The 16007-nt window shown below is 74.3% G+C and carries 14 protein-coding genes and 1 pseudogene; 6 read left to right on the plus strand and 9 right to left on the minus strand.

Features of this window, described 5'->3' with window-relative positions:
* Positions 1 to 16 precede the first annotated feature (16 nt).
* Positions 17 to 778 carry a hypothetical protein gene (locus tag BD833_RS15035; RefSeq protein ID WP_166533945.1) on the plus strand — a complete coding sequence of 254 codons (762 nt, stop codon included), beginning with the start codon at positions 17 to 19 and terminating at the stop codon, positions 776 to 778.
* 70 nt (positions 779 to 848) lie between these two features.
* Here BD833_RS15035 and BD833_RS15040 read toward each other — a convergent pair whose 3' ends face one another.
* The gene (locus BD833_RS15040; RefSeq protein WP_166533946.1) at positions 849 to 1487 is read right to left on the minus strand and encodes a TetR/AcrR family transcriptional regulator; all 639 of its coding nucleotides are present in this window, start codon (positions 1485 to 1487) and stop codon (positions 849 to 851) included.
* Positions 1488 to 1567: 80 nt separating this feature from the next.
* Between BD833_RS15040 and BD833_RS15045 the strand changes: the two genes are divergently transcribed.
* A complete protein-coding gene (locus BD833_RS15045; RefSeq protein ID WP_166533947.1) occupies positions 1568 to 1975 on the plus strand; it encodes a RidA family protein in 408 nt (135 codons plus the stop codon).
* A gap of 92 nt (positions 1976 to 2067) precedes the next feature.
* Here BD833_RS15045 and BD833_RS15050 read toward each other — a convergent pair.
* A pseudogene (locus tag BD833_RS15050) lies at positions 2068 to 2958 on the minus strand (DMT family transporter); the annotation flags it as partial.
* 36 nt (positions 2959 to 2994) lie between these two features.
* Between BD833_RS15050 and pdxR the strand changes: the two are divergent.
* Positions 2995 to 4422, plus strand: a complete 1428-nt coding sequence (gene pdxR, locus BD833_RS15055) for a MocR-like pyridoxine biosynthesis transcription factor PdxR (RefSeq protein ID WP_166533948.1) — start codon at positions 2995 to 2997, stop codon at positions 4420 to 4422.
* A 19-nt stretch (positions 4423 to 4441) separates the two neighbouring features.
* On the opposite strand, the gene BD833_RS15060 is transcribed toward pdxR, so the two are convergent.
* The gene (locus tag BD833_RS15060; protein ID WP_166533949.1) at positions 4442 to 5272 is read right to left on the minus strand and encodes an SDR family oxidoreductase; all 831 of its coding nucleotides are present in this window, start codon (positions 5270 to 5272) and stop codon (positions 4442 to 4444) included.
* A 99-nt stretch (positions 5273 to 5371) separates the two neighbouring features.
* Positions 5372 to 6400, minus strand: coding sequence for an aldo/keto reductase (locus BD833_RS15065; RefSeq protein ID WP_166533950.1), 1029 nt, complete (start codon positions 6398 to 6400; stop codon positions 5372 to 5374).
* A gap of 111 nt (positions 6401 to 6511) precedes the next feature.
* Here BD833_RS15065 and BD833_RS15070 point away from each other — a divergent pair, with 111 nt between their 5' ends.
* Together BD833_RS15070 and BD833_RS15075 are read left to right on the plus strand one after the other, a co-directional pair.
* Positions 6512 to 7063 (plus strand): TetR/AcrR family transcriptional regulator, encoded by a 552-nt coding sequence (locus BD833_RS15070; protein WP_166533951.1) that lies wholly within the window; start codon positions 6512 to 6514, stop codon positions 7061 to 7063.
* 123 nt (positions 7064 to 7186) lie between these two features.
* Positions 7187 to 7915, plus strand: coding sequence for an SDR family oxidoreductase (locus BD833_RS15075; protein WP_208092692.1), 729 nt, complete (start codon positions 7187 to 7189; stop codon positions 7913 to 7915).
* 57 nt (positions 7916 to 7972) lie between these two features.
* On the opposite strand, the gene BD833_RS15080 is transcribed toward BD833_RS15075, so the two are convergent.
* The 5 genes from BD833_RS15080 to BD833_RS15100 form a co-directional block, all read right to left on the minus strand.
* Positions 7973 to 8647: an SRPBCC family protein gene (locus BD833_RS15080; RefSeq protein ID WP_166533953.1), complete on the minus strand. Its 675-nt coding sequence runs from the start codon at positions 8645 to 8647 to the stop codon at positions 7973 to 7975.
* Entirely contained in the window at positions 8644 to 11064 is a 2421-nt protein-coding gene (gene cutA, locus BD833_RS15085; protein WP_166533954.1) for an aerobic carbon-monoxide dehydrogenase large subunit, read from the minus strand. Before cutA ends, BD833_RS15080 begins: the two co-directional genes overlap by 4 nt.
* A gap of 121 nt (positions 11065 to 11185) precedes the next feature.
* Positions 11186 to 11692 carry a (2Fe-2S)-binding protein gene (locus BD833_RS15090; RefSeq protein ID WP_166533955.1) on the minus strand — a complete coding sequence of 169 codons (507 nt, stop codon included), beginning with the start codon at positions 11690 to 11692 and terminating at the stop codon, positions 11186 to 11188.
* A gap of 73 nt (positions 11693 to 11765) precedes the next feature.
* Complete coding sequence (locus BD833_RS15095) at positions 11766 to 12641, minus strand: FAD binding domain-containing protein (RefSeq protein WP_166533956.1); 876 nt, start codon at positions 12639 to 12641, stop codon at positions 11766 to 11768.
* A 175-nt stretch (positions 12642 to 12816) separates the two neighbouring features.
* Positions 12817 to 14292: a uracil-xanthine permease family protein gene (locus BD833_RS15100; protein WP_166533957.1), complete on the minus strand. Its 1476-nt coding sequence runs from the start codon at positions 14290 to 14292 to the stop codon at positions 12817 to 12819.
* Positions 14293 to 14473: 181 nt separating this feature from the next.
* Between BD833_RS15100 and BD833_RS15105 the strand changes: the two genes are divergently transcribed.
* A complete protein-coding gene (locus BD833_RS15105; protein WP_166533958.1) occupies positions 14474 to 15979 on the plus strand; it encodes an FdrA family protein in 1506 nt (501 codons plus the stop codon).
* The last annotated feature ends 28 nt before the right edge of the window (positions 15980 to 16007 follow it).

Genomic DNA, 16007 nt, shown 5'->3' on the forward strand with positions numbered 1-16007 from the left:
TCGAAAGGGCACTGCCATGACCGACGTCCTGTCCCTCGCCGCTCCACGCACCGACGTCCCGGTGCGCCGGACCGCTCCGTCACTGCCGGCGCTGGTCGGCCTGGAGATGCGCAAGTCGCTGTCCACCCGGTCGGGGAAGTCGCTGGCCGCCGCCGCCGTGCTCGCGGGCCCGGCCGGCATGGCGCTGCTCGGCCTGGCCGGCGACCAGTTCCCGCACTACGCCGGGCCGCTGGCCGTGGTCGGGGTGATGACCGGCCTGCTGCTGCTCGCGCTGGGGGTGCTCTCGACCGGCGGTGAGTGGACGCACCGGACGGCGCAGACGACGTTCCTGCTGGTGCCGCACCGTGGGCGGGTGCTGGCCGCCAAGGCGGGCGCGGTGGCCGTGCTCGGGGTGCTGCTCGCAGGCGCCGCGGCCGCGCTGTCCATGCTCGTGCTGCTGGGCATCGCGCCGCCCGACGTGTCGTGGGACGGCGCGGTGCGGGCGCTGGTGGCCGTGCTGGGTGCGGGCGCGGCGTTCGCCGTGGCCGGCGCCGGGGTGGGTGCGGCGACGGGCAACACGGCCGCCGCGCTGACCGGGCTGTACCTGCTGATCCTCGGCGCGATGCAGATCGTGCGGCTCTGGAACCACACCGTGGCGGTGTGGGTCGACCCGGTCGACGCGACCCTCGAGCTGGGCATGGGAACAGAGCTGACCCGGCCGATCGTGGTGCTGGCCGGCTGGGTGGTCGTCGCCTCGGTGGCCGGTTGGGTGCTGACCCGGCGCCGCCAGGTGGGCTGACCGGGGCAGCAGGGCCCCTCCCCGCCAGGGGAGGGGCCCTGCCGTCGTCCGGAGGCGGCCCTCCGGTCGGTCAGGCGATCGGGGTCCGCTCGTCGTCCGGGGCCGGCCGGTGCCACCCCCGCTCGACGGACGCGCGGCACCGCTGGGGGTCGTCCCCGCAGGCGGTGAGCAGCGCCGTGAGCAGCACGGGGCCGTGGTCTAGGGCCGCGCGGGGCAGTGGGCCGGTGGCGACCAGCGACACGAGCCCGTGGCCGACGACCCAGCTCTGGACGGCCAGCTCGAGGGGGTCGACGTCGGCGCGGACGCGTCCGGCGTCCCGGCTCCGCCCGGCGGCCCGGACCAGGTGCTCGAGGCCGGCGTCGGCCGCGGGGAGGTCCTCCAGGTCGACGCTGGCATCGAACATGACCCGGTAGAGGTCGGGATGGGTGAGGGCGCTGTCCAGGTAGGCCGCGGCCAGGGCCGCGAGGTCCTGCACCGGGTCCTCGGACAGCGCGACCGTCCGGAGCCGCGCGCCCAGCCGGGTGAAGCCCTCCTGGCGGAGCGCCCGCCACAGGCCGTCCATGCCGCCGAAGTGGGTGTACACGGCCATCGTGGAGACGCCGGTGCCGGCGACCAACGAGCGCAGGGTGATCGGCTCCCGCTCCCGGAGCATGACCGCGGCGCGCTCGATCAGCTGGGTGCGGACCGCCGGGTCCTTGGGGCGGGGCACGGGGTTACGTTACATGGCATAGCACTGCTATGTTTCATCTCGCCCGGGGTGCCCGGGTCACCCACGAACGAGGAGCCAGCATGGCCGTCACCCTGGTCAACCCCGCAGCGCTGCCGACGTCGGAGATGTACTCCCAGGTCGCGGTGGCGACCGGTTCGAGGCTGGTCTTCGTCGCCGGCCAGGTCGCCGTCGACGCGACGGGGGAGAAGGTCGGTGTGGGCGACTTCGCGGCGCAGGTCGAGCAGGCGTTCCTCAACGTCGGCACCGCCCTGGCCGAGGCCGGCGCCACCTTCGCCGACGTCGCCAAGATGACCGTCTACGTCGTCGACTGGTCGCAGGACTTGCTGCCCGCCTTCATCGACGGGGTGGGGCGGGCGTCGGCGAAGCTCGGCGCCGGCTCGGCGGCTCCGGCGTCGATGATCGGGGTGTCGGTGCTGTTCGACCCCGACTTCCTGGTCGAGATCGAGGTCACCGCGGTCCTGGACTGATCCGCCGCGGCACGGGGGCGGGGCCCGGCCCGGTGCGGGCGGGCCCCGCCGGGTGTCCCGGTCCCGGCCGCGCCCAGCCCCACGGCGAGCCCCGCCGCGACCACCCCGATGCCGAGCCACACGAGCGGCCCCGGCGCCGCGCCGCCCATGGCGACGCCCACCGCCGCCGCGGCGACCGGGGCAACCCCGGTGAGCAGTCCGGCCCGCGCGCTCCCCAGCCGGCCGACGGCGGAGTACCAGAGGACGAAGGCGACGGCGGTCATCCCGACGGCCAGGTAGCCGGTGGCGGCCAGCTGCGTGCCGGACAGCCGGAGCGCCGCGGCCGGCCCCTCGCCCGCGACGCCGAGGACGCCGAGGACGACGGCCGCGAGCCAGGTGGTGTGCACCGAGACGCCCCACGCGCCGTGCCGGGCGAGCAGCGGCAGGGCGAGCAGCGTGAACCCGGCCTCGCAGAGCAGGACGACGACCGCCCAGGCCAGCCCCTCGGCGTCGCTGCGGCCGAGCCCCTGCACCAGCGCGGCACCCACGGTGACGACGGCGGCGGCAGCCAGCACCCGGCCGCGCGGCCGTCGGCCCTCCAGCAGCGGGCCGATGACGGCGAGCAGCACCGGCACGGAGGCGACGGCGACGCCGATCACCGCCGGCTCGGCGTGCTCCGAGCCGCGGACCAGCGCCACGTTGAACAGCACCATCCCGGTGGCGACGATCCCGAGCAGCCAGGCCCACTCGGCACCCCGCGGCCGCACGATCCGCCGCCCGGCCGCACGGGCGAAGCCGGCCAGGAGCAGGCAGGCGAGGGCGTAGCGCAGCGACTGCGCGGTGAACAACGGCGCGTCGGTGAGGACGGCGGAGATGGCGACGCTGCTCCCGACGAAGCCCATCGCCACCGTTCCGGCGAGGACCGCGGGAGCGGCGGGCTGCCCGACGGGCGCGGCATCGACGAGGGCGGCCATGGCTGCCATGCTCGGACGCTGTTGGCCCATCCAGTAGGGCCAATCGAGGCGGAGTGGAGTGGACCAATGCCCGGCGCCGACTTCCTGCAGCTCGACCCGGCGGGTGCGCCGGCGCGCGGGGTGACCGACTGGCTGACGTCGGCGGTGCGGGCCGCGGTGCTGGACGGCCGGCTGGCGGCGGGGGACCGGCTGCCGCCGACCCGGACGCTCGCCGCCGACCTGCGGATCGCCCGCGGGGTGGTGGTCGAGGCCTACCAGCGGCTGGTCGACGAGGGCCTGGTCGAGGGGCGGACCGGCCGGGGCACGGTGGTGCTGCCGACGTCGTCCCCCGAGCCGCCGCCCGGGCCGGCCGCGACGGCGACCGCGGATCCGGAGCGGCTGCCGCAGCCGACGAACCGGCCGGCCGCCGAGGGCGAGATCGACCTCTCGCCGGGGGTGCCCGACCTGGCCGCGTTCCCCCGGGCGGCGTGGCTGCGGGCCGAGCGGGCGGTGCTGCGGGACGCGTCGGCGGCCGACCTGGGTTACGGCGACCCGCGGGGGAGCGCGCGGCTGCGGCGTGAGCTGGCCGGCTGGCTGGGGCGCACCCGCGGGCTGCGCACGGAGCCCGACCGGGTCCTCGTCGTCGCCGGGGTGGCGCAGGCGCTGGCGCTGGTCGCCCAGACGCTGCGGTCGCGCGGGGCGGAGGCGATCGGGGTGGAGGACCCGGGCTCGCGCGGCGCCCGGCAGGAGCTCGTGCACTGGGGGCTGCGGCCGGTCGGGGTGCCGGTGGACGACGACGGGCTGGTGGTCTCCGCCCTGCCGCCGGTGCCCGCGGTGATGGTGACGCCGGCCCACCAGTACCCGACCGGCGTGGTGCTCTCCCCGGACCGGCGCCGGGAGCTGCTCGCGTGGGCCCGCGACGGCGGGCTGGTGATCGAGGACGACTACGACGCCGAGCACCGCTACGACCGGGCGCCGGTGCCCGCGCTGCAGCCGTCGGCGCCGGAGCACGTGGCGCACACCGGGAGCACGTCGAAGACGCTGGCGCCCGGCATGCGGCTGGGCTGGCTGGTGGCGCCGGCGCACCTGGACGCCGACCTGGTGACGGCGAAGCACGCCAGCGACCTGGGCAGCCCGGCGCTGCCGCAGCTGGTGCTCGCGGAGCTGCTGGCCTCGGGGGAGTACGACCGGCACCTGCGCCTGGTGCGCGGCCGCCAGCGGGCCCGCCGCGACGCGCTGCTGGCGGCCTTGGCGCGGCACCTGCCCGGGGCGCGGGTGGCCGGGGTCGCGGCCGGGCTGCACCTGCTGGTGACGTTCCCCGGGCTGGACGCGGACGACGTCGCGCTGGCCGGGGCGGTGCGAGAGGCCGGCGTCGTCGTCCACCCGCTGTCGTGGCACCGGCTGACCCCCGGGGATCCGGGCCTGGTGCTCGGCTACGCCGCCACCTCGCCCGACCGCCTGCACGCCGCGGTCGAGCGGATGGCGGCCGCGCTGGGGCAGGGCCCGCTCCGGTGAAGGCGAGCCCTGCCCTGTATCAGCGCCTGCCGCCGTGGGCCGCCTTGGACAGCGGCTCCCAGGCGCGCCACTCGGCCAGCCGGGAGTCGTAGTCGCGGGTGGCGATCGCCAGCGGGCCGTCGCCGAGGAAGATCCGCAGCGGCGGGTTCTTGGCGTCGACCAGCTGCAGCACGGCCTCGCGGGTGGCGAGGGGGTCGCCCGGGTTGCCGGCGCGGGCCTTGCGGGCCTCGGCGGCCTGCACGCGGAAGTCGTCGTAGGCGGGGTTCGGGGTGGCGTGCCTGGCCGAGGAACCGGACCAGTCGGTGGAGTAGGCGCCGGGCTCGATGATCGTCACGTTGATGCCGAAGTCGGCGACCTCCGCGGCGAGCGACTGGCTGAAGCCCTCGAGCGCCCACTTCGAGGCGTTGTAGATGCCGATGTTCGGGAACGCGCTGATCCCGCCGATGCTGCTGACCTGCAGGATGTGGCCGGAGCCCTGGGCGCGCAGGTAGGGCAGCGCGGCCTGGGTGACGAACAGGGCACCGAACACGTTGGTGTCGAACTGGGCGCGGGCCTCGGCCTCGCTGATCTCCTCGACCATGCCGAACTGCCCGTAGCCGGCGTTGTTGACCACGACGTCGAGGGCGCCGAAGTGCTCGTGCGCCTGCTGGACGGCGGCGACGACGGCGTCGCGGTCGTCGACGTCGAGGCGGATCGGCAGCACCTTGTCGCCGAACTGCTGGACCAGGTCGGCGAGGCCGGCGGTGTCGCGGGCGGTCGCGGCGACGGTGTCGCCGCGCTCCAGCGCCGCGATCGACCACTCGCGGCCGAAGCCGCGGGATGCGCCGGTGATGAACCAGGTCTTGGGCATGCGGGTCTCCTTCGTCGGGCGTCCGCCGTCGTCAGCACCGCGCTTCCCCGCCGTGTTCCGTGCCGCCGGGCGCTCCCGCGGGAACGCCCGGCGGGCGGGTCACCGGCGGCGGGCGGAGGCGCTGAGCGCGGGAGAGGTCCACATGTTGTCGCCGACGTTGATCGTGTGGCCGGGCGGGACGATGGCGTCGATGCGGTCCAGCACGTCGTCGGAGAGCTGGACGCCGTCGGCGGTCAGGTAGGACTCGAGGTGCTCCATGGTCCGCGGGCCGACGATCGCCGACGTCACCGCCGGGTGCCGGACGACGAACGCGATCGCGAGCTGCACGAGCGTCAGGCCGGCCTCCTCGGCGAGCGCGGCGAGGGCGTCGGCGGCGTCCAGCTTCGCCGCGTTGGCCGGGTTGCCTGCGTCGTAGACACCGGGGAAGCGCTGCGCCCGGCCGATCGAGCCGGGTCCGCTGACCTCCTGGCCCTTGCGGTACTTGCCCGACAGCCATCCGCCGGCCAGCGGGCTGTAGCTGAGCACGCCCATCCCGTAGCGCTGGCAGGTGGGCAGCACGTCGGCCTCGACGGCGCGGGTGAGCAGCGAATAGGGCGGCTGCTCGGTGCGGAAGCGCTCGCGTCCCCGGCGCTCGGCGGCCCACTGCGCCTCGACGATCTCCGAGGCGGGGACGGTGGAGGCGCCGAAGGCGCGGATCTTGCCGGCGTGCACGAGGTCGGACAGCGCGCCGAGGGTCTCGTCGATGTCGGTGGCCGGATCGAGCCGGTGCACCTGGTAGAGGTCGATCCGGTCGGTGCCCAGCCGGCGCAGCGAGTTCTCGACCGCCTGGGTGATCCAGCGCCGCGAGGTGCCGCGCTGGTTGGGGTCCTGCCCGAACGGCAGTCCCACCTTCGTGGCGAGGACGACGTCGTCCCGCCGGCCTGCCAGGGCCTTGCCGACGATCGCCTCGGACTCACCGCCCGAGTAGACGTCGGCGGTGTCGATGAAGGTGATCCCGGCGTCGAGGGCGCGGTGGACGATGCGCACCGCGTCGTCGTGGTCGGGGTTGCCGAGCGCGCCGAACATCATCGCGCCCAGGCACAGCTGGCTGACCGAGACGCCGCTGCGTCCCAGGGGTCGGTAGTCCACGGTGGATCTCCTCGTGTGCCGCGGCTCGGCCGCGACGGGCTAGGCTCGGGTCGCCAGAAACGGACAACCTCTCCGCTACCGTAACGGATACCCTCTCCACTTAGGAAGTGCATGCCTGCGACGTCCCCCGTGCAGCGCGCCGACGCGGCCCGCAACCGGGAGCGCATCCTCGCCGCCGCCCGAGCCGGCTTCGCCGAGCCCGGCACCCCGCTGTCGATGGCCGAGATCGCGCGGCGGGCAGGGGTCGGGATGGCGACCCTCTACCGCAACTTCCCCGGCCGGCAGGACCTGCTGGAGGCGCTGTACACCGACCAGGTCGACGCCGTCTGCGCCGCGGCGGCCGAGGTCGAGGGCTCGCCCGGGAACGCGCTGATCGCCTGGGTGCACCGCTTCGCGGCCTTCTTCGCCAGCAAGCACCAGATCGCCGCCGAGCTGCTCGCGCAGGCCGAGGGGCCGGGCCCGGTGCTGGACCGCAGCCGGGAGCGGGTGCTCGCCGCCGGCCGGCCATTGCTTGCCGCCGCGCAGGAGGCCGGCGAGGTCCGCGGCGACCTGACGCTGGAGCAGGTGCTCGACATGGTCATCGCGGTCTCCGCGATCCACGGCGACCCGGAGTACTCCCGCCCCATCCTGCAGACCGCCCTGGACGGCCTGCGGCGAGGCTGAGCGCTCCCGCGCCGGCGAACACTGTCGGCGCGCGAGTAGGGCTCTGCCCACCGGCGGGGGCAGAGACCGACGTGTCGCCGACCGCAGCTGCCGTCGGCCGGGTGCCAGGATCTGGCCGTGGCGATGATCCTGGTGACCGGGGCGACCGGCACGCTCGGCGTCCCCACGGTCGACCGCCTCGCGGCCGCCGGGCACGACGTCCGAGCGCTGAGTCGGCGCAGCGGACCCGGACTGGTGACCGGCGATCTGCTCACCGGCGAGGGGATCGACGCGGCGGTGAACGGCGTGGACACGGTGGTGCACCTGGCGACCGGACTCCGCCGCAAGGACGTCGTCATCGCACGGACCCTGCTCGACGCCTCGCGTCGGGCCGGGGTCGAGCACCTGCTGCTCATCTCGATCGTCGGGATCGACCACATCCCGCTGGGCTACTACCGGGACAAGGTCGAGATCGAGCGGCTGGTCGCCGACTCGGGGGTTCCCCACACGATCCTGCGGGCCACCCAGTTCCACACGCTCGTGGACCAGCTGTTCACGGTGCAGCGGCGGCTGCCGGTCCTCCTCGCCCCGTCCTTCCGCGTGCAGCCCATCGCGCCGTCGGAGGTCGCCGACCGGCTCGTCGAGCTGGCGTCCTCCGCACCGGCCGGGCGCGTGCCGGACATCGGCGGCCCCGCCGTCCGCCCGCTCCCGGAGCTGGCCCAGGTGTGGGCGACGGCGCGCGGCATCCGGCGCCGGGTGGTGCCTGCGCGCCTGCCGGGCCGGGTGTTCGCCGGCTACCGGGCGGGGCACGACCTCGTGCCCGGCCCGCCGTACGGCCGCGTCACGTTCGAGGAGTACCTGGCCGCGCGGTAGGCGCCGGAGAAGCGGACCCGGCGGACGAGGCGCGGAGACAGCGGGCACGGCGACGCATCAGCGGTGGTGACGGCCCAAGCGGTAGCCGACCAGGACGCCGATCAGGGTCAGCACGGCGCCGCCGACGGCGCCGAGCGCCAGGGTCTGCACGTCGCCGGACGTTCCCGCGGGAACGCCCGCGCGACCGGCGAACGCCGTTGGGGCGGCAGTCGGGCTCTGCTCACCAGGTGAAGCAGAGTCCGACGTGGCGCTGACCGCAGCTGCCGTCGGCAGGGCCTCGGCGGGAGCGGCGACACCGGTAAGCTCGTCGTCGATCGCCCGGAAGAACTGGCCGGCCATCCGCTTGGCGACACCGGTGATCATCCGCTGGCCCACGCCGGCCACCGGGCCGCCGATCACGGCGTCGGCGGAGTAGGTCAGGGTGGTCCGGCCGTCCTCGGCCGGCGACAGGTGGATGGTCACCTTCGCCCGGGCGTTGCCCGGTGCACCGGCGCCGGAGGCGTGCATCACGTACGACGCCGGCCGCTGTTGGTCCGACAGCCGCACCTCGCCCGCGTACGTCCCGCGGATCGCGCCGACGCCCACGGAGACCTTCATCGTGTACTCGTCGTCCCCGACCTGCTGGAGCGTCTCGCAGCCCGGGATCGTGCGCGCCAGCACGGCCGGGTCGGTGAGCACCGACCACACCTTCTCCGGGTCGCCCGAGAGAACCGCTGAGCCGTCGAGGTTCACGCCATCGCTCCTGCCTCGCGACGGGCTGCCGTCGCGGTCCGTTCCGACGAGGGGTCGCGCACCAGGTCGTACAGCTCGGTCGGCGAGATCGGCATCGAGGCGATCCGCCGGCCCACCGCGTCCTCGATCGCCGAGGCGATCGCCGCCGTCCCCGGGATCACGCCGGCCTCGCCGGCGCCCTTGATGCCCAGCGGGTTCAGCGGCGACGGCGTCTGCTGGTGGTCGATGTCGATGTTGGGCACCTCGGAGGCGTACGGCATCAGGAAGTCCATGAACGAGGCGTTCTGCAGCTGTCCGTCGGCGTCGTAGGCCATCCGCTCGTACAGCGCCCCGCCCACGCCCTGCGCCACGCCGCCGTGCACCTGGCCCTCGACGATCATCGGGTTCACCACGTTGCCGCAGTCGTGCACCACGGCGTACTTGACGACGTCGATCTCCCACGTCGCCGGGTCGATCTCCACGATCGCCGCGTGCGCGCCCGAGGCGAACGTCGACCGGATCGGCGAGTAGTAGTCCCGGTGCTCCAGCCCCGGCGCATCGCCCACGGCCACCGGCGGCTTGTCGTCGTCCCCGGCCTTGGCGAACTGGGTCGCCTGCTTCGCCGCCTCGTCGAAGGCGTACCGCAGCGGGTTGGACAGCACGGCCACCGTGCGCAGCGGGATCGACGTCCCCGGCACGCCTTTCACCTGCACCAGCCCGGCGTCGATCTCCAGGTCCTCCGGCGCCGCCTCGAGCACGTCGGCCGCGATCCGCAGCGCCTTCTCCCGTACGCCACGGGCGGCCAGCGCGATCGCGTTGCCGCTCATCACCGCGGCGCGGGAGGCGAAGGTGCCGACGGCGTAGCCGAACCGCCGGGTGTCGCCGGTGGTCACCTCGACGTCCTCGATCGGGACGCCGAGCTCCGACGCCACGATCTGCGCGAACGCCGTCTCGTGCCCCTGTCCCTGCGAGGTCAGCCCGGTCGACACCAGCACCTTGCCGCTGCCCAGCACCTGTACGTGCCCGCCCTCGTACGGGCCGGGGCCGGTGCCCTCCACGTACAGCGCCATCCCGACGCCGAGCAGCTTCCCGCGCTCAGCGGCGTCGGCCCGCAAATGCTCGGCCTCCGACCAGCCGACCAGCGTCCGCAGCTTGTCCAGCAGCCCCGGGTAGTCGCCCGAGTCGTAGATGACCGGCCGGCCGTCCTGGAACGTCAGGCGGTGGTCGTAGGGGAACTGGTCGGCCTGGATCAGGTTCCGCTCCCGGACGACGGCCCGGTCCAGCCCGAGGTCGTCGGCGATGCGGTCCATCGTCCGCTCCATCGCGTAGCAGCCCTGCGGCCGCCCGGCACCCCGGTATGGCGTCACGATCACGGTGTTGGTGAACACCGACTCCACGACCACCCGGTACACCGGCAGCGCGTACGGCCCGACCAGCTGGGTGGCCGTCACGATCGGCACGATGATCCCGTAGGGCGTGTAGGCGCCGTTGTCGTGCCAGATGTGCACGTCGAGCGCGGTGATCCGGCCGTCGTCGTCGTACCCGACGGTGATCTCCTGCCGCTGCTGGCGCTCGTGCGCCGAGCCGATGAAGTGCTCGCGCCGGTCCTCGGCCCACTTCACCTCGCGACCGAGGTTGATGGCCGCGAGAGGCACCAGCAGCTCCTCGGGCCACGGGTGCACGATCTTCACGCCGAACCCGCCGCCCACGTCCGGCGCGATCACCTCGACCTTGTCCAGGCTGAGCTTCAGCTTCGCCGCGATCGCCGCGCGCACCGACGTCGACGCCTGGGTGCTCGTGTAGACCCGCAGCGAGGAGTCGTCGGCGTCCCACTTCGCGTGCACGCCCTTGCCCTCCATCGGCATGCAGGCGCTGCGCTCGATGTACTGGGTGAAGCTGAGCGTGCGGGGCGCGGCGGCCAGCGCCGGCTCGACGTCACCGGTCTCCTGGTGGTGCCGGGCCGCGACGTTGTCGGGGATCTCCTCGTGTACCGCGTGCTCGGCCGCGCGGGCGGCGTCCACGCCGACGACGACCGGCAGCTCCTCGTAGCTGACGACGATGCGGTCGCAGGCGTCCTCGGCCACGTACCGGTCGGTCGCCACCACCATGACCACCGGCTCGCCGACGTGGTTCACCTCGCCGTTCGCGAGCGGGAAGCCGGTACGCGGGGCGTGCAGCTGCGGGTGCGGGATGAGCACCGGCAGCGGCTCGGCCATCGGGCCGGTGAGGTCCTCGTAGGTGTAGATGGCCACCAGACCCTCGACGTCGAGCGCCTCGTCGACGTCGATGTCGGTGATGCGGGCGTGCGCGTGCGGGCTGCGCACGAACGCCGCGGCCAGCGCGGTGTGCCCGATGTCGTCGAGGTAGCGACCCTTGCCGGTGATCAGCCGCTGGTCCTCGCGCCGGCGGACCGGCTCGCCGAAGAGCTTCGTCGTCACCGTCGCCCGCCTCCCTCGACCGTTCCTGCACAGATGGGGGTGACCGGACCCCGCGAGCCAACCGTTCGTGCACGAACGGCGGCCATCGCTGCTGCGGCGACCAGCGGCGCGACGGCGACCATCACGCGTCCCGCATCGCGGCGGCCGCGTGGTGCACGGCCTTCTTGATGTTGGCGTAGCCGGTGCACCGGCAGAGGTTCCCGCCGACCATGTCGTCGACGTCCTCTTCGGTGAGCTCCACCGAGTTGTCCCGCTCCTCGAGCCCGGCGGCGATCGTCATGAGGAAGCCCGGCGTGCAGAACCCGCACTGCAGCGCGTGGCACTCGCGGAAGGCCTCCTGCACCGGGTGCAGCACCTGCCCGCCCTGGTGGTCCTCGCGGGCCAGCCCCTCGACGGTGCGCACCTCCGAACCGTCCACCTGGACGGCGAGCATCAGGCACGAGCGCACCGGGTCGCCGTCGACGATCACCGTGCACGCCCCGCAGACGCCGTGCTCGCAGCCGACGTGCGTGCCGGTCAGCCCCAGGTCGTGCCGCAGCGCGTCGGACAGCAGCCGGCGCACCGGCACGGTGGCTTCACGTGGAACACCGTTCACGGTGACGGTGATCGTCCGCTCGGTATCGGTCACGCGGCCCTCCCAGTGCTCATGGCTCGGCTCCGCACTCGCTCCGCTCCTCGCTCGCTGGCGCTCGCTGCGATGCTCACTCGCGCGTCGCTCCCGCGACGGCCTCCGCGGCGGCGGAAGCCAGCGTGCGTTCGGTCAGCACCCCCACCAGCAGCCGCCGGTAGTCGGCGCTGGCGTGGATGTCGGTGTCCGGGTCGACCAGCGTGCGCGCCAGCTCCCCTGCGGCGGCCCAGTCGGCCTGCTCCACCGGTGCGCCGGCGACGGCGTCGGTCAGGTCGTGCACCTCGGGGGTCAGGCCCACCGAGACGTAGGACGCGCGGGCCGACTCGACCCGGCGGTCGCCGTCCAGCGTGACGACGACGCCCGCGCCGCACACCGCGTAGTCGCCCTTGCGCCGGGCGATCTCGGCGAACGCGGTGCCCGACCGCTGCGGCAGCGCGGGGAAGAAGGCGGAGGTGACGACGGCGCCGCCGGGGATCGAGGTCTCCAGCGGGCCCACGAAGAAGTCCCGCCAGCCGAGGACCTCGGTGCCCGCCGCCGACGCCACCGTCACCGTGCCGTCGGTGAGCGCGAGGACCGACGTCATCTCGCCGGACGGGTCGGCGTGCGCGATCGAGCCGACGGTGGTGCCGCGGTTCCGGATGGCCGGGTGCGCGACGTTCGCGGTGGCCCGCGCGAGCAGCGGCTGCACCCGCGCGGCGCCCTCGTCGGCCAGCAGCGTGCTGTGCCGCACCAGCGCCCCGACCCGCACGCCGGTGTCGTCCACCTCGATCGCGTCGAGCCCCGGCACCCGGTTGATGTCCACCAGCACGGCGGGCGCGGCCAGGCGCATGGACAGCAGCGGCAGCAGCGACTGGCCCCCGGCGAGCACCTTGGCGCCGTCCTCCGACAGCAGCGCCAGCGCCTCGTCGAGCGCACGCGGGTCGGCGTAGCGGAACGGTGCGGGCTTCACCGGCTGCGGTCACCTCCGTACGAGTGCGAGTCGTCACTCTGTCACCGGCGCCGGGGGGACGTAAGTGCCTCAGCGCTAAAACTTCGTTGCGCTCGTGTTCCCGCCGGACCCACGCCGCCCCCGGCGATCCGGAGCGACCGGATGCCGGGGGCGGCGGGAGTAGCGGGTGTGGCGGTTACCGGTCGTGCTGGTCGGAGCCCGGCGTGCGGCCGCCCAGCACACCCGGCCGGCCGACCTCGTCGACCGACGACGGGTCGGGGCTGACCTGCATGCCCGGCTCGTGGCCGAACGTGCTGCCGGCGGCGGGGTGGGTGCCCTCGCGCAGCAGCGCCTCCTTCATCTCGGCCGGGGCCAGCGCCCGCGCCACGTGCCAGGCGATGACGGCGACGATCGAGCCCAGCGCGATGCCGTTGAGCACGTACTCGTCGGTGAAGGTGAGGGTCACGTTGCCGATGCCGATGATGATCCCGGCCGCGAGCGGCACCAGGTTGATCGGGTTGGCGAAGTCGACCCGGTTCTCCTTCCAGATCTTGGCGCCGAGCAGGCCGATCATCCCGTAGAGGACGACGGTGATCCCGCCGAGCACCCCGCCCGGGACGATGTTGATCAGCGCGCCGAACTTGGGCACCAGGCCGAGCAGGATCGCCACGATCGCGGCCACGTAGTACGCCGCCGTCGAGTAGACGCGGGTGGCGGCCATGACGCCGATGTTCTCGGCGTAGGTCGTCGTGGGGGAGCCGCCGACCGAGGTGGCGACGACGGTCGCGATGCCGTCGGCCGCGACGGCGCGGCCCATGTAGGGGTCGAGGTCCCGCTTGGTCATCTCGGCGACGGCCTTCACGTGCCCGGCGTTCTCCGCGACCAGGGCGATGACCGCGGGGATGACCAGGAGGCTGAAGTTCAGCGAGAAGGACGGCGCGGTGAAGTCGGGGAAGCCGAACCAGTCGGCGTCGCCCACGGAGTCGAAGTCGATCCGGTCCCGGGTGCTGACGGCACCGGTGCCGTCGACCGAGGTGATCGGGCCCGCGGTGGCGTCGAGCAGGACCGACAGCAGGTAGCCGAAGACCAGGCCGAGCAGGATCGAGATGCGGGCGAGGAAACCGCGCAGCGCGAGGGAGGCGACGATGACGAACGCCATCGTGGCCAGCGCCACCCACTGGTCCTGCGGCCAGTAGACCCCGGCGGCGACCGGGGCGAGGTTGAAACCGATCAGCATGACCACCGCGCCGGTGACGGCCGGCGGCAGTACCTTGTTGATCACGCCCAGGCCCGCGAAGTGGATCAGCACACCGACCAGGGCGAGTACGACGCCGGCGACCAGCAGTGCGCCGACGACGTCGCTGGAGTCACCGCCGTTGGTCCGGATCGCGGCCACGCCGCCGACGAAGGCGGCGCTGGTGCCGAGGTAGCTCGGCACCCGGTTCTTCACGATCAGCAGGAAGATGATCGTCGCGACGCCGCTCATCATGATGGCGAGATTGGGGTCCAGCCCCATGATGATCGGGAAGACGAAGGTCGCCCCGAACATGGCGACGACGTGCTGTGCGCCGATCCCCACCGTGCGCGGCCAGGACAGGCGTTCGTCGGGGGCGACGGCCTCTCCCAGCGGGGGCGTCCTGCCGTCCCCGTAGAGCTTCCACCCGAACGACATGAGTGCCTCCTCGACGTGCACGTCCGACTCGATCCGGTGGACGGTCGACGGGCGTCGTCCCCACCGCGAGGCGCCACTGTGTCACCGCGCCAAGGCTGGCGGAAGTACCTCAGTGCTAAATCGTTGTTGCAGTGAGATGCCGATACTTCACCGCTGAGAGATCGGTCGGTACGGTCCGGCAATGAGCTCTTCAGCGCCTGCCGGCGGAGACGCGGCGGTCTCGGTGCAGCTGCGGTCCGGGGTCTACGCCGACTCGGTCAAGCTGATGCAGGTGAGCCGCCGGATCGGCGCCCGCGACGGCGTCTCCGCCGTCCTGGTCGCCATGGCCACGCCGCTGAACCTCGAGCTCGCCGAGGGCATGGGCCTGGCCCCCGACGGCGGCGCGTCGCCCGAGCAGCTGCTGATCGCCGTCCGCGCCGAGGACGACGACGCCCTGGCCGCCGCGCTCGCCGACGTCGACGCGGCGCTGGCCGAGCGGGAGCGCTCCACCGGCTCGGCCGACGCCATCCCGCACCGCACCATCGGCGCGGGCCTGGACGAGCTCGCCCACGACGCGCCCGCGCTGGCGATCGTCAGCGTGCCCGGCGCCTACGCCGCCGCGGAGGCGGCCGACGCGATCGCCGCCGGCCGCAGCGTGCTGGTCTTCTCCGACGGCGTGCCGGTCGAGCAGGAGGTCGCGCTCAAGCGGGCCGCGCACGAGGCCGGCGTCCTGGTCATGGGCCCCGACTGCGGCACCGCGATCGTCTCCGGCGTCGCGCTCGGCTTCGCCAACGTCGTCCGCCCCGGGCCGGTCGGGCTGGTCGCGGCCAGCGGCACCGGCGCGCAGCAGGTCTCCTGCCTGCTCGACATGGCCGGCGTCGGCGTCTCGCACGTCCTCGGCGTCGGCGGGCGCGACCTCTCCGAGGCGGTCGGTGGCCTGGCCACCCTCGACGCGCTCGCCGCTCTGGACACCGACCCCGCCACCGAGCGGGTGCTGGTGGTCTCCAAGCCCCCCGCGCCGGCGGTGGTCGCCGCCGTCGAGGAGTTCGCCGCCGGGCTGTCGGTGCCGGTCCGCTCCGCGACGCTCTCGGCGGAGACCCCCGACCTGACCGCCGCCGTCGAGGCGCTGCTGGCCGACCTGGGCCGCGACGTCCCGGAGTGGCCGTCCCGCCCCGGGCCGGCGGAGCAGGCCGCACCCGGCGCCGTCCTCAAGGGGCTCTACTCCGGCGGCACGCTGGCCGACGAGGCGATGCTCCTCGCCTCGCCCGCGCTCGGGGGCATCCGGTCCAACACCCCCCTGGAGCCGGACCTTCATCTCGGGACGGACCTGTCCGCCTCCGGCCACCTCGTCATCGACTTCGGGGACGACGCCCTGACCGTGGGCCGCGCGCACCCGATGATCGACCCGACGCTGCGGCTGGAGGCCATCGCCGGCGTCGCCGCCTCCGACGAGGCCGCCGTCCTGCTGCTGGACGTCGTCCTCGGGTACGGCGCCGACCCCGACCCCGCCGGTGCGCTCGTCCCCGCGCTGCAGGCGGCCCGCGCGCGGAAGTCCCTGCCCGTCGTCGTCGCCCTGATCGGCACGGAGGGGGATCCGCAGGCCTGGTCCCGGCAGGCCGACGCCCTCGCCGCCGCCGGCGCCGCCGTCTTCGCCTCCAACGCCGCGGCGACGCGGTACGCCCTCGACCTGCTGGGAGCCTCTACATGAGCGAGCTTGCGAGCTCATCCATGGACAC

This window comes from Blastococcus xanthinilyticus (genome assembly GCF_008124835.1).
GTDB classification, from domain to species: Bacteria; Actinomycetota; Actinomycetes; order Mycobacteriales; family Geodermatophilaceae; genus Blastococcus; species Blastococcus xanthinilyticus.

Coding starts and splice junctions, on each gene's coding strand:
- BD833_RS15035 (WP_166533945.1), top strand. CDS start 17: ATGACCGACGTCCTGTCCCTCGCCGCTCCACGCACCGACGTCCCGGTG.
- BD833_RS15045 (WP_166533947.1), top strand. CDS start 1,568: ATGGCCGTCACCCTGGTCAACCCCGCAGCGCTGCCGACGTCGGAGATG.
- pdxR (WP_166533948.1), top strand. CDS start 2,995: ATGCCCGGCGCCGACTTCCTGCAGCTCGACCCGGCGGGTGCGCCGGCG.
- BD833_RS15060 (WP_166533949.1), bottom strand. CDS start 5,272: ATGCCCAAGACCTGGTTCATCACCGGCGCATCCCGCGGCTTCGGCCGC.
- BD833_RS15070 (WP_166533951.1), top strand. CDS start 6,512: ATGCCTGCGACGTCCCCCGTGCAGCGCGCCGACGCGGCCCGCAACCGG.
- BD833_RS15075 (WP_208092692.1), top strand. CDS start 7,187: ATGATCCTGGTGACCGGGGCGACCGGCACGCTCGGCGTCCCCACGGTC.
- BD833_RS15100 (WP_166533957.1), bottom strand. CDS start 14,292: ATGTCGTTCGGGTGGAAGCTCTACGGGGACGGCAGGACGCCCCCGCTG.
- BD833_RS15105 (WP_166533958.1), top strand. CDS start 14,474: ATGAGCTCTTCAGCGCCTGCCGGCGGAGACGCGGCGGTCTCGGTGCAG.